We start from the raw sequence: 23,700 nt of genomic DNA, 5'->3' as shown, positions 1-23,700 counted from the left end.
AAGGAATTGCGAACGGCACATTTATCATGCGCTGATCTACTCTGATATAACTCAGCCGCTGAAACGACTCACTGAATCTCAAAGTTTGAAGTGAGAAACCATTTGCTGTAGCTGCGAGGCCAGGCGTGCCAGTTCATCGCTGGCACTGGCTGTCTGTGTGGCTCCATCGGCTGTCGTGTTAGCAATCTGGTGTATATTGGTGACATTCCTGTCCACCTCGACAGCAACGGCACTTTGCTCCTCGGCAGCGGCTGCAATCTGTGTGTTCATGTTATTGATAACATCCACGGCCCTGGTGATCCGTTCCAGCGCACTACCTGCCTCGCTGGCCATTTCCACACTTTCGTTGGCCAGGTCACGGCCTTTCGACATGACTTCGACAGCATCGACCGCACCCGTCTGCAGCTGTTCTATCATGGCCTGGATTTCCTGGGTCGATTCCTGGGTCCGGTTCGCCAGCGAACGGACCTCGTCTGCGACCACGGCAAAACCGCGCCCCTGCTCACCGGCGCGCGCTGCTTCGATTGCGGCATTCAGCGCCAGCAGATTTGTCTGTTCAGCGATACCGCGTATGACATCCAGGATCCGACTGATATGCTCACTGTCACTTTCAAGCTTGCGTATAACCACTGAAGCATTATCTACTTCCCCGGACAGTAACTTGATCGCAGCCGTGGTCTTTGAGACAACCTGTTTACCCTGCAAGGCTTCTTCATCAGCCGCGCGGGCCTCATCTGCCGCGTTGGTGGCACTTTGCGCGACCTCCTGAACTGCAGCTGTCATCTCACTCATGGCATTGGCGGCATGTTCTGTCTCTGATCGTTGCTGTTTCACGGCATCGCCGGTTTCTGATGTGATAGCTGACAGTTCTTCTGCGGCACTGGCAAGCTGCGTGGAACTGCTGAAGATTTCACTCACATCCTTGCGCAGATTATTCACCAGCTCTATCAGTGCCTCACCCAGTACATGGCACTCCTTCAACCCCTTGCTATCTACCTGGACTGTCAGGTCACCCGTTGAGCACCGCTGCATGTTGTCGACCAGACCACGGATCGGTAAAAACAGGTGGCGTCTCAGTAAATACAGGGCAACACCCAGCCCCACCACAATCAAGGTTGCAAATGACAGGATGACCGTCCATCCAGTCTGGTTAACATCGGCATAAAGCTGTTCCAGGTTCTCGAGCAGGGAAATTTCCAGTAACGGCGCTCCATCGTCTGCCGGGAGCAGATAATCCACCTGTATGTAACCTGCCTTCTCATCGTCCCACGCATCACTTTTATAACGCGTTTCACCGCCATATACTGCAATGCTGAGCGGTGCCAGTATCATATCCTCGATTGCCTGCAGGTTATGCGATGGGTCAACGATCACTTCCAGATATCCCATCAGGCGCAAACCACCAACCGGAACAAGGACTGAGTAGGCCGGTCCGGCAGGCGAACTCCAGAGTATCGGCAACGCCTTCAGGCGCTCTGCGCCACTGCGACTGGCAGCCTTGTCAAGCAGGGCTGGCGTCATGCCGCTGGAAACAAGTTTCGGGCTGCCGCCGGTACTGGCAACAACCGGGTTAAAACTTGTGTCATACACACGCAACTGCAACAAATCTACAAGGTTTGCTGTGACGTAGCGCTGCCTGAACTGTCCATTTAGCATCTCGATGAGAGACGCCCGGGTTGCAGCATCATCCGGATTTTTTGCAAGACGCCTGAATGATGAGCGGAATGTCTTGTCTTTCTGGCTGTCGCGACCGAGCTCAACCGCCAGTTCCTCCAGATCAAACAGACTTTGACGCGCAGAAATTTCCAGTACCCGGGAAAGTGTTCGGGATTCGGAGGTGATAGCAGCGTCCCTGTACTGAGGAATCGACAATGCAGAGAGCAACATGGTGCTTGCACCCAGAAACAGCAGGATGCCAATCGTTAAACCCTTGATAGAAAGCTTCTCAATGCTCATCACTTCATCCCTGCTTCACGATACGACAATATTTTTACAGGAAGACAGGTACCAGGATATCCGTCCCCCTGGCGTTCTTCATTTGGCTACGGGATAACCCTTTTCCATCCACTCAGCCCAGCCACCACGGAACCAGTAAACATTCTTGTAACCCAGGGCAACTGCCATTTTTGCAGACTTGACACTACGACCACACTTCTCACCATTACAGTAAAAAAGGATTGCGCTATCCCTGGAGGGGATGTGGGAAGCAAGAGAAGCTTCAGTCGTTTCAGTATCCGGCAGCCCGATAGAACCTTCGATAAACCCCTTTTCTCGGTCACTGGATTTACGTGCGTCGATGATAACCACATCAGGGTTACTGGAAACCAGTTCAATGACATCCTCTGCGATTACACGTGTCGTTCCATCAATGCTTTCCGGAACTGACTCTGCCAGCAGCGGCGAAGCCAGTGAAATCAGCCAGCCACCTATAAGAAAAACTGCAATTTTTCTGAACATTGTTGTACCCCATCGCCATAACAGGTTGTTTAACACGACCCAACATAAACCATAGTATTATTAATGATTTAATCAGGTGTGAATCTGTTTGGTAATTACGGCTTCCATGCACCAAACTTGAGCAACAGCAGGGGTACTTTATTTATTCAGACCATTCCCGGTAGCCGATCGCCCGAAAGAATAGTGTCACCAGATAGTCCGTAAGTTCATTGAGGTCCAGTTCCTGGTAACGCGGCGTGTGAAAGATACACTTGGCATACAGTGCCTCACGCAACATGCCCTGGAACATCAGTGCCGCAATACGGCCGTCAGTATGCTGCACTTTTCCGGTTGGCTGTAATTCACGGATGGTAACTTCAATATAGTCAGTAAACGGCCTCCAGCGATGCTCGAAAAACTGCCGGGTAGCCACACTGCCTTCCAGTGCACTTTGTAATTCCATGCGCAAATAGTCAGGGTCACGTGACACACTTTCGACATAGCGTCGAGTTATCATACGCAACACTTCACTGAAACTGCCGTCGCTTTGCACCACGGCTTCGACATAGCTTTCACGCTTGCAGGCAGTCTGGTTCAGCACCTCCTCGTACAGCGACTCCTTGGACGGGAAATGGCGATACAGAATGGCAGGGCTGACACCGACCCGGCGCGCTATCTCATCCACCGACACACCGTGGTAGCCCTTGTCGGAAAACAATACCTTTGCAACCGCCAGTATGGCCGCCTTGCGTTCAGAGGCCTTGAGTCGTTTGGTCAAGCTACTTCCTTCGGTTGAATAACGGAACCTCACCAGGCAGCATGAGGTTCCGCTCTATCACTACCCTTTGCGGATGTTAAAGGAGTACTCTCCACCATCCTGAACGGTATCCATCAGTTCGTTCCCGGTCTGTTTACAGAACGCCTCAAAATCCTTCACGGAACCTGGATCTGTGGCAACAATACGCAATACCTGGCCAGATGCCAGTGTCTGAATGCTCTTCTTTGCCCTCAGGATCGGTAAAGGGCAATTCAGTCCACGTGCGTCGAGTTCAAGGTCAAAAGCAGTCATAACGTACACCTCATTTAGTTAGTGAACGTTCACTTTTTATTACATACCAGACAGTTTGTCAACCCATCGAGACTAAACGGCCTTTTTTTACCGGGAATACTGTCTGACAAATTGTGACCCGCCCGCCTGAAATACGCATTTAACCCCGCGGTGCCCGCTCTATGATCAGCAGGCTGACGGCGTACTTTTTCCCCATACGCGTTATTTTTCTGCGCTGATCATTGCGATCCAGCCGGGATCGGCTTCGCCGTGTTCGGCGGGCACAAAATCACCGTCCGGTTCGTCATCCTCGTCCCAACCCTGCAGATAAATGGTGACATTGGAGAAACCGGCATCGAGCAGGATTTCTTTCAGTTCAGGCAGGCCGTACAGACGCCATTCATAATGGAACGCCTTCTCCATTTTTGAACCATCCTTGAATGTAAAATGAATATTGCACACCATGTGTCCGGTCACCGGATCATAACTTTCCTGCTCCCAGATATAATTGAACCCATCGTGTTTGGTTTTTTCCTCGAGCTCCTGGTAGGCCTCGTAACCGCCGAATGCATCCATAAACAATACGCCGTCATCCACCAGGCTGTTTCGCACAGACGTGAAATAGTCGACCAGGACCTTGCGCTCTTCAAAGATCTGCCAACTGAAATTCATCGCCAGCACGATATCAACCGGGTCTGTCTTCACCGAACGTACATCACTCTGCAACAGCGTAACGCGGGCACGCTGTTCGGGCTCCAGACCGGCAATGTGGTTGTTACGACTCCACTCCAGCACCTCAGGATCAAAGTCCACGCCAACCGCCTGATTGTCGGGACGGCCCCGGACCCATTCACTGCACATTTTCGCCGTGCCGCAGAAATCCTCGCGCAGCAGTTTTGCAGTACGCCCGCGAATGCGGGTAAAGTTGGTGTCGATAAACTCGTATTCAAAATCCGTGGCCTGTACTGACTTCTCATAGAGGACATATTTGTCCTCGGTTTCGGCCTTGCGCGGCTTGCTGCTCTTCTGCGCTTTTGCTGATTTACCGCTCTTTTTGTGCCGGGTTTTCTTTATGCCCATGAGTATCCTTTGTGCGACAATATCTACAGACTACAGATCATAGCAACTCGATGCCCTCAGGTAATCCATGAATTCACCAGACCTGTCACGCCTGACCACTATTATCCGGGAAATATCCGACCGGGAACTTCCCCCACGCTTCTGTTGCCATTCTGGCTCACGCAAGCCGGATGGCAGCCTTGTGACCGAGGCCGATGTGGTTATGCAGGATGCCCTGGCGCAGGCGTTGAACGCCGAATGGCCTGAATTTGATTTACTGGGTGAAGAAATGCCCGAGCCTGAGCAACAGCGCGCGTTACAACACAGTGACAGTGGCGTCTGGTGCATCGATCCACTCGATGGTACCAGTAATTTTTCAGCCGGCGTACCCTACTACGCCGTTTCCGTTGCGCTTATCCACAACGGCCGGGTAGAAGCAGGTGTCGTCTACGACCCCAGCCGCAAGGAGTGTTTTTCTGCTGTGCGCGGTGAAGGCGCATGGATGAACGATCAACGGCTGAAGCCACAGCGGCTGGCAAGCCCGCTGTCCGAAGGCATGGCGCTCATAGACCTGAAGCGCCTGGCACCTGAACTGGCGAGCCGGCTGGCAGCCAGCCCGCCCTATAAATCACAACGCAGCTTCGGTGCAGTAGCGCTTGACTGGTGCTGGCTGGCCGCAGGCCGCTGCCACGTTTACCTGCACGGCCAACAGAAACTATGGGATTATGCGGCAGGCCTTCTGATTCTTGAGGAAGCAGGTGGCTCGGCACTTACGCTTGAGGGCGAACCGGTGTTCAGTGCAACACTCACGCCACGCTCCGCGGCAGCGGCCCTGGATCCCGATATTTTCAGGCAGTGGATAGAATGGCTGGGTGTTACTTCTCAGCGCAATTGAGCAACACCATTGCCTGTTATAGAATGCTTCGAGTAAAAATAATCAGGTTCATGCATTCTCAAAAACCATAACAACAAGGACACACCTAATGCCAAAGATCATCTTTATCCTGTGCTTTTCTGTTCTGATAACAGGTTGTGCCACACTTTTCTCACCATCCAGTGATACGGTCAGTTTCGAATCTGAGCAATCAGGCATTGAGGCCTTCGTCGAAGGCAAGAAAGTCGGCGAAGTTCCTTTCTCGATAGACCTGGATCGCGAAGTGTTTAAACACAAGTTCATCACCTTCAAAAAGCCTGGCTACAAGACCATGCAAATGCGGGTAAAGAAGTCTCTCAATAAAACCTCCCTTTTCAACCTGACCTCATGGCCATCCTGGTTGACCGATGCAATGTCCGGTAACATGATGGAGTACTCACCCGGCCATTATATTATCGAGCTCGAACCCAAAGAGCCTGCAACCCAGAGCCAGCAAGACGCCATCCTGAAGCGGTTTGTGTGGTCGCAGTTCATAAATATCAGGCGTGATGTCGCCCGTGGCCATGGAGATTACCGGGATACACTGGATAAACTGGCCCAGGAAAATTTCCAGCGTCTGCCCGCATGGTCAAACCAGGCATTGGCACTGGCAGTCACGAGCAGCCAGAACCCGGCCCAGCTTTACCGGCGAGTAACAGAGTGGCTTCGAAATCCACAGCCATCGCTATAGACAATCGCAATCAACCAATATAAATTCCACCTATGCCTTGGGGGACATACAGGCCACGTAACCCGGAGCATAAAATAATTACAGCACCACCCGTTTTAGCACTAAAATCCAACCAGAGACAAGGAGTATGCACAGGATGAAGAAAACAATACTGGCAATGACAATTTTGGCGGGTTCCAGCACAGCATTTGCTGCAAATGACAACGGTTCGGGTTGTGGCGTTGGCGCCATGATCTTCGAGGGACAAAGCGGTGTTGCACCTCACGTACTGGCGGCAACTACCAATGGCACTTTCGGAAACCAGACCTTTGGTATGACATCTGGCACACTGGGTTGTGAAGTAGATCAGCCGATATCTGTTGCTGCAGCTGATTTCCTTGACAACAACATGGATAAGGTTGCACGTGATATGGCAACTGGTACAGGTGAAGCACTCGACACTCTGGCCAACCTGATGGGTATTTCTGCTGAGGACAGCAGTCACTTCAAGACTGTCTCTCATGCACAATTCGCTACTATCTTCAGCAGCGACAGCGTGCACAGCAGTGACGTCATCAGTGCCCTGAACCAGGTTATGAAACAGGATGAAATGCTGGCAAAATACGCCAGTTAACCTCTACCGCCTGCTGTTATAGTAGACGGCAGGCGGTTTTACACCAATGATATACTCTTGCAGCTGCGCTGTTACTGCAGTTGGACGGGCACAGCCCCCCACCTTTGTCTGACCTTTCACAGATGACCAATAACCTGCCCATATACCATGCGGCACTTGCAGTGCTGCTTGCCATGCTACTCTCCTTTGGCACTGTCATCGCAGCCACACCGACGCCAGCAGAAAGCGCTGTGGCCAGGGCCGGGCAGCAAAAGCTTTCACAGGACGACTATTGGCTTAAACTGGTTCATTACAAGAAAAAGCATCCTGGTTACCAGAGCCAGGCCGACGACACAGAGTTCTTTAATGCCCTGAATGGCAAAACTTCCCCCGAAGCCGAGCTGACTGCAACCCTGCAGGCTTTTTATCAGCCGGGCGACAGTGATGATCACCCCCAGTGCCGTTTTCCTGCCCGCCTGTACTGGCTTGACCGGAAACTCGACCTCACTGCACTCGGCCTTCCTGCTGTACACTGCAATACCCTGTCGAAATGGCGCCAAACACTGAGCGCAGAACATGCAACACTCGTGTTCCCTGCGGCTTACCTCAACAGCCCTTCCTCCATGTTCGGGCACACCCTGCTGCGACTGACACCTTCCGATTACCGGAAATCGACCCCGCTGGCCGCCTATGCACTTAACTATGCAGCCAATGCTGACGAAAATGATGGCGGACTCGCATACAGCTTCAAGGGATTGTTCGGGGGTTACCCCGGCCTTTTTTCCATCGTCCCCTACTACGAGAAAATAAAACAGTACAGCGACATTGAAAGCCGGGATATCTGGGAATACGACCTGAATCTGGACCAGGCTGAAATTGACCAACTAATGCGACATGCCTGGGAAGTCAGACACATAAACTTTGACTATTATTTCCTTACCGAAAACTGTTCATATCATGTTCTGTCGCTGCTGGAAGTGGCACGGCAGGGAAGCCAGCTCACAGGTGATTTCTCTGTCAAGGCCATACCATCCGATACGGTACGTGCAGTTGTAGATGCCGGCATGGCTGACAGGGCAGTCTACAGACCCGCAACGACAACCCTGATACGACAACACCTCGACTCGCTTGACCCGTCTGCAAAAGAGTTGGTTGAACATCTTTCTACCGACACAGATCCCGCCAGCGAAAAACGACTTGGAACAGTCGATAACAAGGTTACACGCTCACGCATCCTCGAACTGGCCTATGACTATAACCGCTACCAGCTGCTGCACCGAAACGGGTCCGCCACCAGTGCTTCACAAAGCTATCGTTTACTGGCAGAACGAAGTCGTTTGCCAGCTGGTAATGTATGGCCACCGGTACAACAGCCTGCATACCAACCTGAACAGGGGCACCGGACTACACGACTGGCTGTCGGTGGTGGATCACGGAATGGCGACAGTTTCCTGAGCCTGCGATTCAGACCGGCATATCATGACATTCTTGACCCTCTGGCCGGCTACTCACGTGGCTCCCAGATAAACTTTCTGGATTTCAGGGCACGCTACACCCCGACTGACAATAGCCTGCAACTGGATCGCTTCACCATTATCGACATTCTGTCTCTGTCACCCCGCGACAACTTCTTCAAGCCGGTATCGTGGGGCATTGACACCGGCATTGAGCGTATGATGACCAATAGCGGGCGTGCGACCGGCATACAGGTCGGCGGAAGTAGTGGCCTCAGCTATCGCATGGGAGACCAACACCTGTTTTACCTGCTCCTCAGGGGGCGCCTCAAAGTGGCAAAGGCATTTCAGGACAATTATTCCCTGGGCGGCGGCCTGTCCACCGGCTCGTTGTTTTTCTTTAAACACTCTACAGCCGAACTATCGCTGACAGGCGTCCGGTTTGCAGCAGGGGAATCAGACACAACACTGGCAGCCCGTTGGCGCCAAAGCTTCCCGATTGGAGCACAGCGCGCCTTCCGCTACCGGCTCGAACATCGCCATGAACGCGGTAACCGTATCAACGAATTCGAGGCCATGCTGAATTGGTATTTCTGAAATCCGTAGCAAGTGTATTTCTGGCCGTTGTGCTGATCTTTACCAGCGCCTGCACCAACGTCATTTTCCAGCCCAGCCATGAACAATTTATCGACCCGGGGCAAATCGGAGTACCCGTCGATGAGCTGTTCATAAAAAGTGGTGATGCCGTACTGCATGGCTGGCACCTGCCAGCCAGTGCACCCATCCGGGGTACAGTGCTTTTTTTACACGGCAACGGTCAAAATGTCAGCGCCCACCTGGGAGCCACCTACTGGCTACCCAAACATGGATTTGAAGTCTATATGTTCGACTATCGTGGCTACGGGCAGTCCACAGGAACGCCTGATATTGACGGTGTACAGAAGGACGCCGGCAATATGCTTGCATGGACCGCCAGAGAAAGCTGTTTGCACGGACACAAGCTCACCGTGCTGGGCCATAGCTTCGGTGCCAGTCTCGCCATCTATGCCACTGCCAGCTACCCGCAAAAACAGAGGCTCAACGGTCTGATAAGCGTCAGTGCTTTCAGCGACTACCGGGAAATCAGTCGGGATGCACTATCACGCCACTGGTTCACTCGCCTGTTCAAGTGGCCATTATCCCTTACTATCAGCAACCGTTATCGCCCGGCTGCATTCATAAGCGAAATCTCTCCACTACCCGTCTATATCCTCCACAGTCCAGACGATACTATTGTCCCCGCTTATCATGTCGACAAACTTTTCGCCGCCGCCCTGCCACCCAAATATCGCGTGGATCTCGTTGGTGATCACAATGATGCCTTTAACCCGGAAAGCAATCGGCGCAAACTGCTGGACATTCTCCACACCCTGGGTAAAAGAACCGGAGCCTGTACATGAAGCCCTATTCCGAATCCTGTGACCAGAACCGGGAATCCATCCTCGAGGTATTGAAGCAGGAAATATACGGGCGTAGGCACCTGCTTGAAATCGGCAGTGGCACAGGCCAGCACGCTGTCTATCTTGCAGGTGAGTTCCCGGACCTGGTCTGGCAAACCAGTGAAGTGCCAGCCATGCACGAAGGTATTCACGCATGGCTGGCCGAAGATACTGCGCCACCCAATATCCTGGCACCTGTCTGTCTCGACGTCTGCAAGGACGCCTGGCCAGAGACAAAGTACGATGCCGTATTCAGCGCCAACACCGCGCACATCATTTCCTGGCCGCAGGTACAGTGCCTGTTCTCCGGCGCGGGGGAAGTACTGGAGCAAGGCGGCGTGTTCTGTCTCTATGGTCCGTTCAACTACAACGGACGCTATACCAGTGAAAGTAATGCGCGCTTTGATCAATGGCTGAAACAGCGTGACCCGCTGAGTGCCGTAAGGGATTTCGAGGCGTTAAACGAACTGGCCGGAACGGCCGGACTGGAACTGAAAAGGGATTATGAAATGCCAGCCAATAACCGGATCCTGACGTGGCTGAAGGCGGATTGACTCAAGAAATGAAACCCGCCATTACTAACGTCGCAATGACGGGTTTCCGGGTTTTATTCCAGATGGCCTGACAGCCAGGGTTTGAGCATCAAGGCCACACCAAAAGCCACCACATAGTCCATCGACTGACCGGCACTGGCCAGGGACTCGAGAGAGGGTCCGGCAATGACGGTAACGGCGGCAATCACTAATAAAATATACTGCAACATGGTCTTTCTCCTGATCCTTTGGGTACAACGCTATTTGACGATTGCAGTATGGAAGGACAAAAGAGAAATTTCTGTGAACGGATCATGCTGTGAACAGGACACACATCACAATTCCGGGCATACGGGTATATTCTTCAGGCTGCCGGGACTGGCGGCTCGACTTTTCGTTCATCCTCGCCACTCGCTTCCTCAGCCTGACGGCGAATGACTTCCTGTACAGAAGGCCGGCTGAGAAAGCTCTCCAACGTGATACTGTCCAGGAATGTATAAATCTTTTTCGACAGGCCGCACCAAAGCTCGTGTGTCAGACAGGTCTGTTCTTCGTCGCAATGACTCTCGCCGCCACAGGTCGCATCGACCTTTTCATCAACTGCCGCGATGATTTCAGCAATTGTGATCTCGTTTGCCGGGCGAGCCAGACGGTAACCGCCCCCCGGGCCTCGTACGCCACACACCAGACTCTGTTTGCGCAACTTGGCAAACAACTGTTCCAGGTACGACAGTGAAATGCTCTGGCAATGGGAAATATCGGCCAATGTAACCGGCCCTTCCGGGTCATGAATCGCGATATCCATCATTGCAGTGACGGCATAACGGCCCTTGGTGGAAAGTCTCATGGGTAATCCTGCGACAGGCGCTGCTGATAACAGCTGCCAACATAAATAAACCCAGCAATTTAGTCAAGTATTACTTGGTAATCAGGACTCGAGGCTTTCAATCTGGTCTGTTTCAAGGGTTTGCAGCGCCTGCTCGAATTGCTCGCGGGCCGGAGAAAAGCTGTGCCCGTGACGCAGGCAAAACCCCAGCCATTTTTGCAGAAAGCGATTGACCCGCCAACGTGCCTCGATGGGGTAGTCGTGGTGAAAGCGGTCAAAACCGGGAGCATTCGGGCTGCGGCCCTTGCCGCGTGAAATAACCTCGGCCACCTGGGCGTCATGGTACAGGCGCACTACGATATCCGGGGCAAGTGTACTGCTCTCATCACCTTCGAAGCGATAACTGAGATGTAGTGTGGTGGTGTATTTACAGCGTTCGCGGACAGTCAGGTACAGGTCCAGCGCCCCGTTTACCCTTGACACTACGCGGTCCTGTACCAGGTCAACATCGGGGATCAACTGACGTAACTGAATATAATTCAGCTCATACAGTTCCATAAGCGCGGGCAGATCGCGTGCACGCACACCGGGATGGACAACCTGTTTACCTGAATAGCGCATAGCCGCATGTTAGCATAGTAGAATGATCCTTCGATCATTGACTTGTTGATGTTTATCCATGGGATACATCGGCGCCATCAGGGTTTTCTTGACGCGCACAGATTGTTGACAGATACACGAAAACACGCTACCGCTTACCGACAAGGTTAATAATTACGTGAACACTATCGTTAAAAACACAACGCCCTTCCCCGACCAGAAACCCGGCACCTCCGGCCTGCGCAAAAAGGTCAACGTATTTCAACAGGCCGGGTATCTCGAAAACTTTGTCCAGTCGATCTTCGACAGCCTCGATGATTTTTCCGGCAAGACACTGGTACTGGGTGGTGATGGACGTTTTTATAACCGGCACGCCGCACAGGTTATCCTGCGCATGGCAGCCGCCAACGGTTTTGGCAAGGTGCTGGTCGGACGCGGCGGCCTGCTGTCTACCCCGGCGGCGTCCTGTGTGATACGCAAGCACCAGGCCTTTGGCGGCATCATTCTTTCCGCCAGCCACAACCCGGCCGGGCCCGACGGGGACTTCGGCATCAAGTACAACACCGGTAATGGCGGCCCCGCGCCGGAGAAGATCACCGATGCCATCTACGCCAAAAGCCTGTCCATCTCCCGCTACCGGACGCTGGATACCCAGGACATCGACCTGGACCTGATCGGCGAAACCCGCCTCGGTGACATGCGTGTCGAAATTATCGACCCGGTTGCCGACTACACAGAACTGATGCAGGAACTGTTCGACTTCGATCGCATTCATGCCCTGATCAACTCCGGCCTGTTCAACATGTGCTTTGACGCCATGCACGCTATTACCGGACCTTACGCGGTTGAAATTTTCGAGCAACGCCTGGGGGTGACACCCGATGCATTGATTAACGCAGAACCGAAAGAAGATTTTGGCGGCGGACACCCTGACCCTAACCTGGTGTATGCAAAACAACTGGTGGACATCATGTTTGCCAGCAATGGACCGGACTTTGGAGCGGCATCTGACGGTGACGGTGACCGCAACATGATTCTCGGACACCAGTGCTTCATCACCCCCAGCGACAGCCTGGCCGTCCTGGCTGCCAATGCGCACCTGACACCTGGCTATAAACAGGGGCTTGCCGGTATTGCCCGTTCGATGCCGACTTCGCAGGCCGCGGACCGTGTCGCAGAACGGCTCGGCATCGAGATGTTTGAAACCCCGACCGGCTGGAAGTTCTTCGGTAATCTGCTGGATGCCGGACGTGCCACCCTGTGCGGTGAAGAAAGTTTTGGCTCCGGTTCCAGTCACATACGTGAAAAGGATGGCCTGTGGGCGGTGCTGTTCTGGCTCAACCTGCTCGCGGTACACAAGCTGTCGGTGCGTGACATCATTACCCGGCACTGGGCCAGCTTCGGTCGAAACTATTACTCTCGCCATGACTACGAAGGCGTTAATGCCGATGGCGCGGGCGAGTTGATGGAAAAGCTGCGTAACCTCACTGGCAACCTCAAGGGTAAACGCTATGGCGATTACGAAGTCGCATTCAGCGACGACTTTTCCTATACCGACCCCATCGATCATTCTGTCAGCGAACACCAGGGTATCCGTATCGGTTTTACCGATGGTTCGCGTATGGTATTCCGCCTGTCCGGCACCGGTACTGAAGGTGCAACACTGCGTGTCTACCTGGAACGATACGAAGGCGATACCGCCAAACAATTGCTGGACGCACAGGACGCCCTCGCCGACCTGATACGGATCGCCGATGACATTGCACAAGTCCGCCATTACACCGGGCGTGATGCGCCAACGGTCATTACCTGATACGGATTTATTCCATGGATCGCAATACATTCATCGCCGGACTATCTGACCTGCCGGCCCGCTGCATCCTGAAGGATGAAGCCGAACTGCGCCCCTACGAATGTGACGGACTGTCCGCCTACCGGCGTCTGCCGTGGCTGGTGTTACTCCCGGAAACAATCGAGCAGGTGCAATTCATTCTGGCTTATTGTCATACACATAATGTCCCGGTCGTGGCACGCGGCGCCGGTACCGGCCTGAGTGGTGGTGCACTGCCACTGGACAACGGTGTACTGCTGGGCCTGGCAAAGTTCAGCCGGATTATCGATATCGACCTGCCCAACCGGCTGGCACGTGTTCAACCCGGCGTACGCAACCTGGCGATCACACAGGCCGTTGCAGAACACGGGCTGTATTACGCGCCAGACCCGTCGTCACAGATCGCCTGTTCCATCGGCGGTAACGTCGCCGAGAATGCCGGCGGTGTGCACTGCCTCAAATACGGCCTGACCGTGCATAACATTGCCGAACTGAAGCTGATCACTATCGAAGGCGAATTACTCACCATCGGCAGCCCTTCGCTGGACAGCGCCGGCTACGACCTGCTCGCCCTGCTGACCGGCTCAGAAGGACTGCTTGGTGTCATCGTTGAAGTTACTGTGCGATTACTGCCCGCACCGGAACAGGCACAGGTTGTACTGGCAGCTTTCGATTCAGTCGCGGCCGCTGGTCAGGCAGTGGCCGATATTATTTCACAGGGCATATTACCTGCCGGGCTGGAACTGATGGATACACTGGCAGTACGCGCCGCCGAAGACTTTGTTCATGCCGGCTATCCGACCGATGCCGCAGCCATACTGCTTTGTGAACTCGATGGCGAACAGCACGAAGTCGAGGTACAGATCGATAAAGTCACGCAACTGCTGCAGGCAAGTGGCGCAAACGAAGTCCGCCGTGCACGCGATGAGGCCGAACGCCTGCGCTTCTGGGCCGGTCGCAAGGCGGCTTTCCCGGCTGTCGGCCGACTGTCACCGGATTACTACTGCATGGATGGTACCATTCCACGCAAGCATCTCGGCCAGGTACTGTCCACCATTGCGCAGTGGTCGAAAGCATACGGTTTGCCCGTAGCCAATGTATTCCATGCCGGCGATGGCAACCTGCATCCGCTGATACTCTACGATGCCAATAAACCCGGTGAACTGGAACGCACCGAGGAATTTGGTGCGCGCATACTCGAACTCTGTATCGCCGTGGGCGGCACCATCACCGGTGAACACGGCGTGGGTATGGAAAAGATCGACCAGATGTGTGTACAGTTCAACGAGGCCGAGCTGCAACAGTTCCATGCCATCAAACAGGCCTTCGATGCCAATGGCCTGCTCAACCCCGGTAAAGCGGTTCCCACACTGGCGCGCTGCGCCGAGTTTGGCAGCATGCATGTACATCATGGTGAACTCCCCTTCCCCGAACTGGAACGTTTCTGACTGTGACCAATACTGACCTGACCGAAACATTCTGCGAGCAGATTCGCGATGCCGAAGAAAAAGGCACCCCACTGGCCATCACAGGTGGTGGCAGCAAAATGTTTTACGGGCGTCGGCCGGACATCAATGCCATATCACTCGACACGACGAGGCACTGCGGCATCATCAGCTACGAACCCTCCGAACTGGTTATCCAGGCACGCAGCGGTACCCCGTTACGGGACATCGAAACACGGCTGTCTGACAACAACCAGATGCTGGCCTTCGAACCACCACACTTCAGTGAAAACGCTACACTGGGCGGTACCATTGCATGCGGGCTGTCCGGGCCGCGCCGACCGTATCACGGTGCAGCGCGTGACTTCGTGCTGGGCACCCGGGTCATCAATGGCAAAGGTGAACCCCTGCATTTCGGCGGGCAGGTCATGAAAAATGTCGCCGGTTATGATGTTTCCCGCCTGATGGCCGGTTCACTCGGCACGCTGGGCCTGATCGCCGAGGTTTCGCTCAAGGTGCTGCCACGCCCGGCGTGCGAATATACGTTAAAACAGGTGTGCAACCAGGCAGAAGCCCTGCGACGTTTCGCCGACTGGAGTGGTCGCCCGCTGCCCCTGTCCGCAGCCTGCTGGTACGAGGACCACCTGTACCTGCGCCTGTCCGGTAACGAGGACGGCCTGCGCCATGCGCAACACCGGCTCGGCGACAGCCTTCTGGAAAGCCTGCCCGACTGGTGGGACAACCTGCGCGACCACAAGCACCCGTTCTTCAACCGCCCGGACCCGCTGTGGCGACTCTCGGTGCCGCCGGCAACCCCGCCACTGGCCGTCAAAGGTGACTGGTTCATCGACTGGGGCGGCGCACAGCGCTGGCTGTACAGTAACGACAACCCCGAACAAATTCGTCGCCTGGTCACCAGTATTGGTGGCCACGCCACCCTGTTCCGCAACGCAACGGAGCGTATCGAGGTTTTCCATCCACTGCCAACGCCACTGCTGAAACTGCAACAACGCATCAAGCGCGCCATGGATCCTGCCGGTATCCTCAACCCCGGCCGCCTGTATCCTGAACTCTGATTATGCAGACGCGACTCAGCCCGACACTACTTGCAACGCCTCTCGGTAAAACCGCCGACCAGGTGATCCGAAGTTGCGTGCATTGCGGTTTCTGCAACGCCACCTGCCCGACCTACCAACTGCTTGGTGACGAACTCGATGGCCCGCGCGGCCGCATCTACCAGATCAAGCAGGTCCTGGAAGGCGCACCCGCCACTGCCACCCTGCAGCAACACCTGGACCGTTGCCTGACCTGCCGCGCCTGTGAAACCACCTGCCCGTCCGGGGTCGAATACCACAAGCTGCTCGACATAGGCCGTGAACGGGTAGAACAACAGGTGCCTCGCCCGCTGCCTCAACGCCTGCAGCGCCGGCTGATCCAGTTTATGTTTTCCGAAACCGCACGCATCAGACCCTTGCTGTCGCTGGGTCGGCTGGTACGCCCCCTGCTGCCACGCTCACTGAAAAAACGCATCCCGCCACGACATAAACTGCCGCACTTCACGCCAGGCCAGCACGAGCGAACCATGCTGCTGCTGGATGGCTGTGTACAACCCGCCGCCGCACCTCATATCAATGCCCTGGCCATCCGGCTGTTTGACCGACTGGGAATCGATCTCAGCATTCCATCCGGCAGTGGTTGTTGCGGCGCACTGCACTTCCACCTTGGCGACACAGAACGTGCGCGGCAAAGTGCACGCCGGAATATCGATGCCTGGTGGCCGGCCATCGAACTGGGTGCCGAGGCGATTGTCAGCACGGCAACCGGGTGCACGCCCATGTTAAAGGAATACGCGCAGTTACTCGCCGATGACCCGGACTATGCACAACGCGCCGCACGCATGGTCGACATGACCCGGGATCTCAGCGAGGTTGTTCGTGATGAGAATCCAGATGCCCTCGGCCCGGTGAAAGGTCGTCGTATCGCCTTTCATTCACCCTGCTCACTGCAACACGCCCAACAACTGGATGGTATTGTCGAAGACATCCTGACCCGGGCCGGTTACACCCTGACTCCCGTGCGCGACAAACACCTGTGCTGTGGCTCCGCGGGCACCTACTCTATCCTGCAACCGAAACTGTCAAAGCAGCTCGCACGCAATAAAATCGATGCGCTGCAGGAAAAACAGCCGGAACTCATTGCCACTGCAAATATCGGGTGTCTGCTGCAACTGCAAGCTGGCGCGGATAAAGAGGTCGTACACTGGGTTGAGTTACTGGCTGACCTGGCTCCTGAATAAGCACGAAGACTAGACATAGGTTCACACCAACGCAGGGCAGAAGCCCGCCAGGCCCATCTGACGCTATAATATTACCGTATGACCGAACCTCTCCTGCCCCTCATTACTGAACCCGAACAACTCGAAGCCGCCCTCGGTGGCGATAAACTGGTGGTGGTGCATATTTCCAAACCGGTACGCTATGCCGAGTTTCATGTACCGGGCGCCATCTACATGCAGGGCTCACAGTTCGTGCGTGTGGAAAAACCCGTCATGGGCCTGTTGCCGCACCTGAATGATCTTCAGCAACTGCTGGAAGCCAGCGGTGTCAGTCCTGACACCCACGTAGTGGCTTATGATGACGAAGGCGGCGGCTGGGCCAGCCGCCTGCTGTGGACACTGGACTGCATTGGCCACAAGCACTTCTCACTGCTGAATGGCGGACTGGTGAGCTGGATCAGCGAAGGCTTCCCGGCAAGTCGTGACAATGTTCAACCCGGTACGGGCCATTACCCGGTGTTTTACCAGGACGGGCCGGTGGCAGACGCCGAGTATATCCTCGGTCGCCTCGGTGACGCAGACTTCGTTCCACTGGACAGCCGTACACCACAGGAATTCAACGGTGAGAAAAAGCTGGCCGCGCGTGGTGGTCATATACCCGGCGCACAATTGCTGAACTGGGTAGACACCATGGACCAGAGTCGTAACCTGCGCTTCAAACCGGAAGCCGAACTACGCACCATGCTCGAAACACGTGGCATTACACCTGACAAGGAAGTGTTGTGCTATTGCCAGTCACACCATCGTTCATCGCATGCCTGCATCATGCTCAAATCGCTGGGCTACCCACACGTGAAAGGCTACCCTGGCGCCTGGTCTGACTGGGGAAACCGACCTGATACGCCGGTCGATTAAACTCAGTCAAAACTCCGGAACAGGTGCTCCCGGTAATACCTGAGTTCATTGATGGAATCACGGGTATCATCCATCGCCAGATGTGCAGAGTCTTTTTTGAACCCGGCCGTCACCTCGGGCGCCCAGCGCTTGCCCAGTTCCTTGAGCGTACTGACATCCAGGTTACGGTAATGGAAGAAGGCTTCCAGTTCCGGCATCAACCGCGCCATAAAGCGACGATCCTGACAGATAGAATTGCCACACATCGGTGAAGCGCCCTTGTCGACGTGCTGTTGCAGAAACTCCAGGGTCATGCGCTCGACATCCTGCACGCTCAGGGCACTGTCCTTGACACGCTGTGTGAGGCCGGATTTGCCGTGCTGGTTGGTATTCCATTCATCCATGGCACCCATGATCTCATCCGGCTGGTGCACCGCCAGCATGGGGCCTTCGGCGAGTATTTCCAGCTGTGAATCGGTTACGATGGTGGCGATTTCGATGATCCGGTCATTAAAAGTGTCCAGCCCGGTCATTTCCAGGTCGATCCAGATGAGATTGGTTTTTCTGTCTGACATTCCTGATACTCCCTGAGGTTGTGCTGCATTGTAGCAAAGGCTAACCTTTGATGATTCCCGAATCATGACGAATCTATACCCATGAATACATTCAGCTGGATTTTTGTTATTGCCCTCGCCCTTTCACTGGGCGTAAAACTATGGCTTGCTCAACGCCAGATTCGCGCCGTCAGCCTCAATCGCAACAGGGTGCCGGATGCCTTTGCCGACAAGATTCCGCTCGATGCCCACAAGAAAGCAGCCGACTACACGCTGGCCAACACCCGCCTTGGCCGCCTTGAGTTACTCTGGAGCAACCTGCTGTTACTTGGCTGGACACTGGGTGGGGGACTGCAATGGCTAAGTGACCTGTGGCAGGGTTTTGGCTGGCAACCGGTTCCGACCGGGGTGGCACTGATGATCAGTGCATTCATGATTATGGCTGTGCTGGATCTGCCGTTCTCGCTTTACCACACCTTTGTGCTTGAAGAGCGCTTCGGCTTCAACAAGACCACCTTAGGCACCTGGCTTGGAGACATGTTGAAGCAAACACTGCTCATGCTGGCTCTCGGTGTCCCGCTGGCCTGGGCTGCACTGTGGCTGATGCAGGAATCCGGCAGCCTGTGGTGGCTTTGGTTGTGGTTGTTGTGGACAGGCTTCAGCCTGTTGATGCTATGGGCCTACCCCGCAGTAATCGCACCGCTGTTCAACAAGTTCACCCTGCTCGACGACGACAAATTGCAACAACGCATCCAGTCCCTGCTCGACCGTTGCGGATTCAAAAGCAAGGGGATCTACGTTATGGATGGCTCGCGCCGCTCCGGTCACGGCAATGCCTATTTCACCGGAATGGGCCAGAACAAGCGTATTGTATTCTTCGATACACTGCTTGAAACGCTTGATGCTGATGAAATCGAAGCCGTGCTGGCCCACGAACTGGGGCACTTCAAACGCAAGCATGTACAAAAACGCATTTTTACCATGATGTTGATGAGCCTGGCGGGACTCGCGCTGCTGGGCTGGCTGAGTCAGCAACCCTGGTTCTACCAGGGACTGGGCGTACAGACCCAATCAAACGCGCTGGCGCTTCTGTTATTCATGATGGTGTCACCGGTGTTCACAATCTTTCTGCAACCCCTGTCGTCCTGGTTCTCGCGCAAGCATGAGTTCGAGGCAGACGATTACGCTGCACAACAGGCCAGCGCCAGTGACCTGATTCACGCGCTGGTTAAAATGTACAAGGAAAATGCCAGCACCCTCACGCCGGATCCCTTGTATTCGGCATTCTACGACTCACATCCACCGGCACCGGTGCGTGTCGCGCACCTGTCCGGAAAAACGCGATAAGGAGAGGCATCATGAAGATTATTCTGACAGCAGGAATTGTTCTGGCACTGGCCAGCGGTATCGCATGGGCGGATATCGACAACGGCAAGAAACTGCACGATAAGCAATGCACGGAATGCCACGACACCAGTGTCTATACCCGGCCAGACCGGTTTGTCACCAGCCGCGAAGCACTGATGAAACAGGTCAACCGCTGCGAGCTGAATGTTGGAGCACAGTGGTTCAAGGAAGACATTGACGATGTGGTGCAATACCTGGACGAAACCTTCTACAAGTTCAAGTAGGTGAACCTGTGACACAGGCACTGGAAGAGAGGCACTGCCAGCGTGAAACCCGAAGGCTTGAAAACGATGAGGCCGCCGCGCTCATGGCGCAGATCAACACTGATTGGTCGATGAGCGATGACGGCCTTGCAATCCGGCGCAGCTTTCGCTTCGACAACTATTACCGGACGGTTGCTTTCGTCAATGCCGTGGCCTGGGTAGTGCACCGTGAAGATCACCACCCGGACCTTGAAGTCGGCTACAACCGTTGCATGGTCAGCTTCACTACACATTCAGTAGCGGGGTTGTCCGAAAATGACTTCATTTGTGCTGCCCGTATCGATGCACTGAACCCCGACAACTGACCGCACACTTGGCCAGTCGTCGACCCAAACCACGCGCATCTGTAAAAACGCCTGAAATGCAGGGCCAGCCTGGCGTGGTACTTGCCCACTACGGGCAGGCCAGCCTGGTGGAATCCGCATCAGGCGATATTATCCGCTGTACCACACGCAGGAATCTGCCGCGTACGGTGTGCGGCGACCGGGTGCTATGGGCCAGCAGCAATCCGCGTGAAGGCACTATCACCCGGATACTGGATCGCAAAAGCACGCTGGTGCGGCCAGACCATAACAACCGGCCTCGTCCGGTCGCTGCCAACATCGACCAGATCGTGGTCGTGATCGCCAGTAAGCCCAGTTTTGAATACGGCATGCTCGATCGCTACCTGGCAGCTGCAGAATTACTTGATGTCTCGCCAGCCATCGTTGTGAACAAGTGCGACCTGCTGGACGCGGAAAGCCGGGAACGACTGGAGCAGCGTCTGTCGTTATACCGTGATATTGGTTACCCCCTGCTTTTTACCAGTACGCAGACCACAGACGGGATGAAAGACCTGTACTCGGCGCTGAAAATGCATACGAGCATCCTGGTAGGCCAGTCAGGGGTAGGAAAATCGTCACTGGTGCAAACGTTACTGCCCGACCTCGATATACGCGTTGGTAATCTTTCCCAGGTAACGGGGCTTGGCCGTCACACCACCACGGTAGCGATGCTCTATCATCTGCAGGATGGGGGTGACCTGATCGACTCCCCGGGGGTACGGGATTTCACCCTGTGCCATGTCAATCCGGAAGACCTGGCGCACGGGTTCCGTGAGTTCACCCCCTTCATTGGTCAATGCCGCTTTCACAACTGCCGGCACCTCAGCGAACCAGGCTGCGCTGTGGCCGATGCAGCGCGGCGTGGCGAGATCCACCCGCAGCGACTGGAAAACTATCGGTCCCTGGTCAAGGCCATGAATGCCTCTGCCTGAAAAATCTGCAGAAACCGGCGCATGCCTCGCACGCCGGACATGCTAGAATCTGCGTCTTTTACCGGCGCAGGACAGTCATACCCATGGCACTGATCAACGGCCTTCATTTCAACAATCTTCGTGGCGACATCTATGGCGGCCTGACCGCGGCTGTGGTTGCCCTCCCGTTGGCGATGGCCATGGGCGTGGCAGCCGGCACAGGTCCCGTAGCAGGTTTGTACGGCGCTATATTTGTTGGTCTTTTCGCTGCCCTGTTTGGCGGCACGCCGGCACAGGTCTCAGGCCCAACGGGTCCAATGACCGTTGTCATGGCGGCCATCTTCCTGCAATACACGGCGATGTTCCCGGATGACCCGGCGCGTGGCGCCGCACTGGCTTTCACCGTCGTCATGCTTGGTGGGCTGTTCCAGATCCTGCTCGGGCTGTTACGCTGGGGCAAGTACATCGAGCTGGTGCCACACCCGGTGGTGTCCGGGTTTATGAGTGGCATCGGCGTCATTATCATCCTGTTGCAACTGGGCCCGATACTCGGCCATGACGGCGCATCGAAACCGCTGACTGCCGCACAGACCTTTCCCGAATACCTGGCCGACGTCAACACGGTAGCACTGATGCTGGGACTGGTTACGCTGGTGATCGTATACGGCGTGCCGTCACTGCTGCCACGCCTCAATCGCCTGGTTCCCTCGCCGTTACTGGCGCTGGTGGTTGGTACAGCGGGTTATGTCCTGTTTGTGGAACCGGGCAGTACACCCATCATTGGTGACATACCAACTGCCTTTCCGGAGTTCCAGAGACCGGTGTTCGAGATGTCGCTGGCACTCAAGATGGTTGCATCAGGGTTTACGCTGGCAGGTCTTGGTGCCATCGATTCACTGCTGACATCACTGGTAGCAGACAACATTACACGGACCCAGCACAAGTCCAACCGGGAACTGATTGGTCAGGGCATCGGCAATACCATCGCAGGTATGTTCGGTGGACTGCCCGGTGCCGGCGCCACCATGCGCACCATGGTCAATGTCAAAGCCGGTGGACGCACACCGATTTCCGGTGCACTGCATGCACTGGTGCTGCTCGCCATCGTTCTCGGCGCCGGCCCGCTGGCCAGCAGTATTCCCAAGGCCGTACTGGCGGGCATTCTTATCAAGGTCGGCACTGACATCATCGACTGGGACTATCTCAAGCGGCTGCACAATGTCCCCAGGGCAGGTGCTGCCATTATGCTGGTGGTGTTCATCGTTACCGTAACCATAGACCTGCTGCTGGCAGTCGGTATCGGTATGGTCATGGCCAGCTTCCTGTTCATGCAACGCATGACGGATCTGCAGGTCCGCGGCATGTCCGCCATCACCCGCCCGGAAGGCGAGACGCCGCTATCAGAAGAAGAAACCGAAATCATGAAGCAGGCCGACGGGCGTATCCTGCTGTTTCATCTCAGCGGCCCGATGAGCTTTTCGTCAGCCAAGGCTATGGTACGGCTGCACGCCGAAGTCAGCAACTATGACGTCATGCTGCTGGATCTGAGTGACACGACATCCGTCGACTACACGACGTCGCGCGCCATTGATGACATCATTATGGATTCTCTCGATGCAGGTCGCCCGGTATTCCTGGTCGGCGTAAGGAAAGAGGTGCTCAACCTGCTGGAACGACAGGGCGTCACCCGGCACTTTGACGAAAAGTATATCTGTCGCAACCGCATCGATGCATTACGTGATGCCCTCAAGCACGTGCAGACACATCACTGATACAGCCACTCAGCCCGGTGGCCAGTGCATGGGGCGCCCGCCCAGCAGGTGCAGGTGGAGATGGAACACCGTCTGGCCACCATCGGCATTACAGTTCATGACCGTCCGGTAACCCTGCTGGTCAAAGCCTTCCTGCCTTGCAATAGCCGCTGCCGCCAGCATCATCTTTCCCACCAGATGTGCATTACTGTCATCCAGATCATTCAGGGTTGATACATGTTGCTTCGGGATAACCAGCACATGCGTCGGCGCCTGCGGATTGATGTCACGAAACGCCAGCACATCATCATCTTCGTAGACCGTGTCCGGGTTTATCTCGCCCTTGACCATTTTGCAAAACAGACAGTCCGTCATGAATATTTCCTCACCCGTGTTTTATGCAAGCGTAACGCTCG

26 protein-coding genes are annotated in these 23,700 nt (G+C 55.0%); 16 read left to right on the top strand and 10 right to left on the bottom strand.

Features of this window, described 5'->3' with window-relative positions:
• Positions 1 to 78: 78 nt before the first annotated feature.
• The 5 genes from DFR30_RS05810 to DFR30_RS05790 all read right to left on the bottom strand — a co-directional run bounded on the left by DFR30_RS05810 (position 79) and on the right by DFR30_RS05790 (position 4,564).
• Complete coding sequence (locus DFR30_RS05810; RefSeq protein ID WP_132971762.1) at positions 79 to 1,956, bottom strand: methyl-accepting chemotaxis protein; 1,878 nt, start codon at positions 1,954 to 1,956, stop codon at positions 79 to 81.
• A gap of 78 nt (positions 1,957 to 2,034) precedes the next feature.
• Positions 2,035 to 2,457, bottom strand: a complete 423-nt coding sequence (locus tag DFR30_RS05805; RefSeq protein WP_132971761.1) for a rhodanese-like domain-containing protein — start codon at positions 2,455 to 2,457, stop codon at positions 2,035 to 2,037.
• Positions 2,458 to 2,599: 142 nt separating this feature from the next.
• On the bottom strand, positions 2,600 to 3,214 hold the full coding sequence (locus DFR30_RS05800; RefSeq protein WP_165869107.1) for a TetR/AcrR family transcriptional regulator: 615 nt from the start codon (positions 3,212 to 3,214) through the stop codon (positions 2,600 to 2,602).
• A gap of 60 nt (positions 3,215 to 3,274) precedes the next feature.
• Entirely contained in the window at positions 3,275 to 3,505 is a 231-nt protein-coding gene (locus DFR30_RS05795; protein WP_132971759.1) for a sulfurtransferase TusA family protein, read from the bottom strand.
• Between the two features lie 201 nt (positions 3,506 to 3,706).
• The gene (locus DFR30_RS05790) at positions 3,707 to 4,564 is read right to left on the bottom strand and encodes a class I SAM-dependent methyltransferase (protein ID WP_132971758.1); all 858 of its coding nucleotides are present in this window, start codon (positions 4,562 to 4,564) and stop codon (positions 3,707 to 3,709) included.
• A 67-nt stretch (positions 4,565 to 4,631) separates the two neighbouring features.
• On the opposite strand from DFR30_RS05790, the gene DFR30_RS05785 reads away from it, so the two are divergent.
• From DFR30_RS05785 to DFR30_RS05760, 6 genes are all read left to right on the top strand, one after another.
• On the top strand, positions 4,632 to 5,438 hold the full coding sequence (locus DFR30_RS05785; protein WP_132971757.1) for an inositol monophosphatase family protein: 807 nt from the start codon (positions 4,632 to 4,634) through the stop codon (positions 5,436 to 5,438).
• An 88-nt stretch (positions 5,439 to 5,526) separates the two neighbouring features.
• Positions 5,527 to 6,147: a peptidase associated/transthyretin-like domain-containing protein gene (locus tag DFR30_RS05780; protein WP_132971756.1), complete on the top strand. Its 621-nt coding sequence runs from the start codon at positions 5,527 to 5,529 to the stop codon at positions 6,145 to 6,147.
• 136 nt (positions 6,148 to 6,283) lie between these two features.
• Entirely contained in the window at positions 6,284 to 6,760 is a 477-nt protein-coding gene (locus DFR30_RS05775; RefSeq protein WP_132971755.1) for a DUF3015 family protein, read from the top strand.
• Between the two features lie 104 nt (positions 6,761 to 6,864).
• Positions 6,865 to 8,790, top strand: coding sequence for an Lnb N-terminal periplasmic domain-containing protein (locus tag DFR30_RS05770; RefSeq protein ID WP_132971754.1), 1,926 nt, complete (start codon positions 6,865 to 6,867; stop codon positions 8,788 to 8,790).
• Positions 8,778 to 9,632: an alpha/beta hydrolase gene (locus DFR30_RS05765; RefSeq protein ID WP_165869106.1), complete on the top strand. Its 855-nt coding sequence runs from the start codon at positions 8,778 to 8,780 to the stop codon at positions 9,630 to 9,632. The genes DFR30_RS05770 and DFR30_RS05765 overlap by 13 nt, the downstream gene beginning before the upstream one ends.
• Complete coding sequence (locus tag DFR30_RS05760) at positions 9,629 to 10,225, top strand: DUF938 domain-containing protein (protein ID WP_132971752.1); 597 nt, start codon at positions 9,629 to 9,631, stop codon at positions 10,223 to 10,225. The genes DFR30_RS05765 and DFR30_RS05760 overlap by 4 nt, the downstream gene beginning before the upstream one ends.
• Positions 10,226 to 10,278: 53 nt before the next feature.
• On the opposite strand, the gene DFR30_RS14270 is transcribed toward DFR30_RS05760, so the two are convergent.
• The 3 genes from DFR30_RS14270 to DFR30_RS05750 all read right to left on the bottom strand — a co-directional run bounded on the left by DFR30_RS14270 (position 10,279) and on the right by DFR30_RS05750 (position 11,651).
• Entirely contained in the window at positions 10,279 to 10,434 is a 156-nt protein-coding gene (locus DFR30_RS14270; protein ID WP_165869105.1) for a hypothetical protein, read from the bottom strand.
• A gap of 134 nt (positions 10,435 to 10,568) precedes the next feature.
• On the bottom strand, positions 10,569 to 11,051 hold the full coding sequence (locus DFR30_RS05755; protein ID WP_132971751.1) for an Rrf2 family transcriptional regulator: 483 nt from the start codon (positions 11,049 to 11,051) through the stop codon (positions 10,569 to 10,571).
• Between the two features lie 81 nt (positions 11,052 to 11,132).
• The gene (locus DFR30_RS05750; protein WP_132971750.1) at positions 11,133 to 11,651 is read right to left on the bottom strand and encodes a DUF1249 domain-containing protein; all 519 of its coding nucleotides are present in this window, start codon (positions 11,649 to 11,651) and stop codon (positions 11,133 to 11,135) included.
• A 157-nt stretch (positions 11,652 to 11,808) separates the two neighbouring features.
• Between DFR30_RS05750 and DFR30_RS05745 the strand changes: the two genes are divergently transcribed.
• From DFR30_RS05745 to DFR30_RS05725, 5 genes are all read left to right on the top strand, one after another.
• Positions 11,809 to 13,443: an alpha-D-glucose phosphate-specific phosphoglucomutase gene (locus DFR30_RS05745; RefSeq protein WP_132971749.1), complete on the top strand. Its 1,635-nt coding sequence runs from the start codon at positions 11,809 to 11,811 to the stop codon at positions 13,441 to 13,443.
• Positions 13,444 to 13,457: 14 nt separating this feature from the next.
• Positions 13,458 to 14,909 carry an FAD-linked oxidase C-terminal domain-containing protein gene (locus DFR30_RS05740; protein WP_132971748.1) on the top strand — a complete coding sequence of 484 codons (1,452 nt, stop codon included), beginning with the start codon at positions 13,458 to 13,460 and terminating at the stop codon, positions 14,907 to 14,909.
• A 2-nt stretch (positions 14,910 to 14,911) separates the two neighbouring features.
• Positions 14,912 to 15,982: a glycolate oxidase subunit GlcE gene (gene glcE, locus DFR30_RS05735; protein WP_132971747.1), complete on the top strand. Its 1,071-nt coding sequence runs from the start codon at positions 14,912 to 14,914 to the stop codon at positions 15,980 to 15,982.
• Between the two features lie 2 nt (positions 15,983 to 15,984).
• On the top strand, positions 15,985 to 17,202 hold the full coding sequence (glcF, locus tag DFR30_RS05730) for a glycolate oxidase subunit GlcF (RefSeq protein WP_132971746.1): 1,218 nt from the start codon (positions 15,985 to 15,987) through the stop codon (positions 17,200 to 17,202).
• A 78-nt stretch (positions 17,203 to 17,280) separates the two neighbouring features.
• Positions 17,281 to 18,096, top strand: coding sequence for a sulfurtransferase (locus DFR30_RS05725; protein WP_132971745.1), 816 nt, complete (start codon positions 17,281 to 17,283; stop codon positions 18,094 to 18,096).
• A 2-nt stretch (positions 18,097 to 18,098) separates the two neighbouring features.
• Here the strand turns inward: DFR30_RS05725 and orn are convergent, their stop codons facing one another.
• Positions 18,099 to 18,650: an oligoribonuclease gene (gene orn, locus DFR30_RS05720; RefSeq protein ID WP_132971744.1), complete on the bottom strand. Its 552-nt coding sequence runs from the start codon at positions 18,648 to 18,650 to the stop codon at positions 18,099 to 18,101.
• A gap of 81 nt (positions 18,651 to 18,731) precedes the next feature.
• On the opposite strand from orn, the gene DFR30_RS05715 reads away from it, so the two are divergent.
• The 5 genes from DFR30_RS05715 to DFR30_RS05695 all read left to right on the top strand — a co-directional run bounded on the left by DFR30_RS05715 (position 18,732) and on the right by DFR30_RS05695 (position 23,305).
• A complete protein-coding gene (locus DFR30_RS05715) occupies positions 18,732 to 19,976 on the top strand; it encodes a M48 family metallopeptidase (protein ID WP_132971743.1) in 1,245 nt (414 codons plus the stop codon).
• 11 nt (positions 19,977 to 19,987) lie between these two features.
• Positions 19,988 to 20,260: a c-type cytochrome gene (locus DFR30_RS05710; RefSeq protein WP_132971742.1), complete on the top strand. Its 273-nt coding sequence runs from the start codon at positions 19,988 to 19,990 to the stop codon at positions 20,258 to 20,260.
• A gap of 8 nt (positions 20,261 to 20,268) precedes the next feature.
• Positions 20,269 to 20,604 (top strand): 4a-hydroxytetrahydrobiopterin dehydratase, encoded by a 336-nt coding sequence (locus DFR30_RS05705; RefSeq protein WP_132971741.1) that lies wholly within the window; start codon positions 20,269 to 20,271, stop codon positions 20,602 to 20,604.
• Between the two features lie 8 nt (positions 20,605 to 20,612).
• A complete protein-coding gene (gene rsgA / locus DFR30_RS05700; protein WP_132971740.1) occupies positions 20,613 to 21,554 on the top strand; it encodes a small ribosomal subunit biogenesis GTPase RsgA in 942 nt (313 codons plus the stop codon).
• Positions 21,555 to 21,637: 83 nt separating this feature from the next.
• On the top strand, positions 21,638 to 23,305 hold the full coding sequence (locus DFR30_RS05695; RefSeq protein ID WP_132971739.1) for a SulP family inorganic anion transporter: 1,668 nt from the start codon (positions 21,638 to 21,640) through the stop codon (positions 23,303 to 23,305).
• Between the two features lie 9 nt (positions 23,306 to 23,314).
• Here the strand turns inward: DFR30_RS05695 and DFR30_RS05690 are convergent, their stop codons facing one another.
• The gene (locus DFR30_RS05690; RefSeq protein ID WP_132971738.1) at positions 23,315 to 23,659 is read right to left on the bottom strand and encodes a histidine triad nucleotide-binding protein; all 345 of its coding nucleotides are present in this window, start codon (positions 23,657 to 23,659) and stop codon (positions 23,315 to 23,317) included.
• Between the last annotated feature and the right edge of the window lie 41 nt (positions 23,660 to 23,700).

It is taken from the genome of Thiogranum longum, assembly GCF_004339085.1.
Taxonomy (GTDB): domain Bacteria; phylum Pseudomonadota; class Gammaproteobacteria; order DSM-19610; family DSM-19610; genus Thiogranum; species Thiogranum longum.
Note: the sequence above shows the minus strand (reverse complement) of the source record. Positions and strands in the feature narration are given on the sequence as shown.

Coding starts and splice junctions, on each gene's coding strand:
- DFR30_RS05810 (WP_132971762.1), bottom strand. CDS start 1,956: ATGAGCATTGAGAAGCTTTCTATCAAGGGTTTAACGATTGGCATCCTG.
- DFR30_RS05805 (WP_132971761.1), bottom strand. CDS start 2,457: ATGTTCAGAAAAATTGCAGTTTTTCTTATAGGTGGCTGGCTGATTTCA.
- DFR30_RS05795 (WP_132971759.1), bottom strand. CDS start 3,505: ATGACTGCTTTTGACCTTGAACTCGACGCACGTGGACTGAATTGCCCT.
- DFR30_RS05790 (WP_132971758.1), bottom strand. CDS start 4,564: ATGGGCATAAAGAAAACCCGGCACAAAAAGAGCGGTAAATCAGCAAAA.
- DFR30_RS05785 (WP_132971757.1), top strand. CDS start 4,632: ATGAATTCACCAGACCTGTCACGCCTGACCACTATTATCCGGGAAATA.
- DFR30_RS05780 (WP_132971756.1), top strand. CDS start 5,527: ATGCCAAAGATCATCTTTATCCTGTGCTTTTCTGTTCTGATAACAGGT.
- DFR30_RS05775 (WP_132971755.1), top strand. CDS start 6,284: ATGAAGAAAACAATACTGGCAATGACAATTTTGGCGGGTTCCAGCACA.
- DFR30_RS05760 (WP_132971752.1), top strand. CDS start 9,629: ATGAAGCCCTATTCCGAATCCTGTGACCAGAACCGGGAATCCATCCTC.
- DFR30_RS14270 (WP_165869105.1), bottom strand. CDS start 10,434: ATGTTGCAGTATATTTTATTAGTGATTGCCGCCGTTACCGTCATTGCC.
- DFR30_RS05755 (WP_132971751.1), bottom strand. CDS start 11,051: ATGAGACTTTCCACCAAGGGCCGTTATGCCGTCACTGCAATGATGGAT.
- DFR30_RS05750 (WP_132971750.1), bottom strand. CDS start 11,651: ATGCGCTATTCAGGTAAACAGGTTGTCCATCCCGGTGTGCGTGCACGC.
- DFR30_RS05740 (WP_132971748.1), top strand. CDS start 13,458: ATGGATCGCAATACATTCATCGCCGGACTATCTGACCTGCCGGCCCGC.
- glcF (WP_132971746.1), top strand. CDS start 15,985: ATGCAGACGCGACTCAGCCCGACACTACTTGCAACGCCTCTCGGTAAA.
- DFR30_RS05725 (WP_132971745.1), top strand. CDS start 17,281: ATGACCGAACCTCTCCTGCCCCTCATTACTGAACCCGAACAACTCGAA.
- orn (WP_132971744.1), bottom strand. CDS start 18,650: ATGTCAGACAGAAAAACCAATCTCATCTGGATCGACCTGGAAATGACC.
- DFR30_RS05715 (WP_132971743.1), top strand. CDS start 18,732: ATGAATACATTCAGCTGGATTTTTGTTATTGCCCTCGCCCTTTCACTG.
- DFR30_RS05710 (WP_132971742.1), top strand. CDS start 19,988: ATGAAGATTATTCTGACAGCAGGAATTGTTCTGGCACTGGCCAGCGGT.
- DFR30_RS05695 (WP_132971739.1), top strand. CDS start 21,638: ATGGCACTGATCAACGGCCTTCATTTCAACAATCTTCGTGGCGACATC.
- DFR30_RS05690 (WP_132971738.1), bottom strand. CDS start 23,659: ATGACGGACTGTCTGTTTTGCAAAATGGTCAAGGGCGAGATAAACCCG.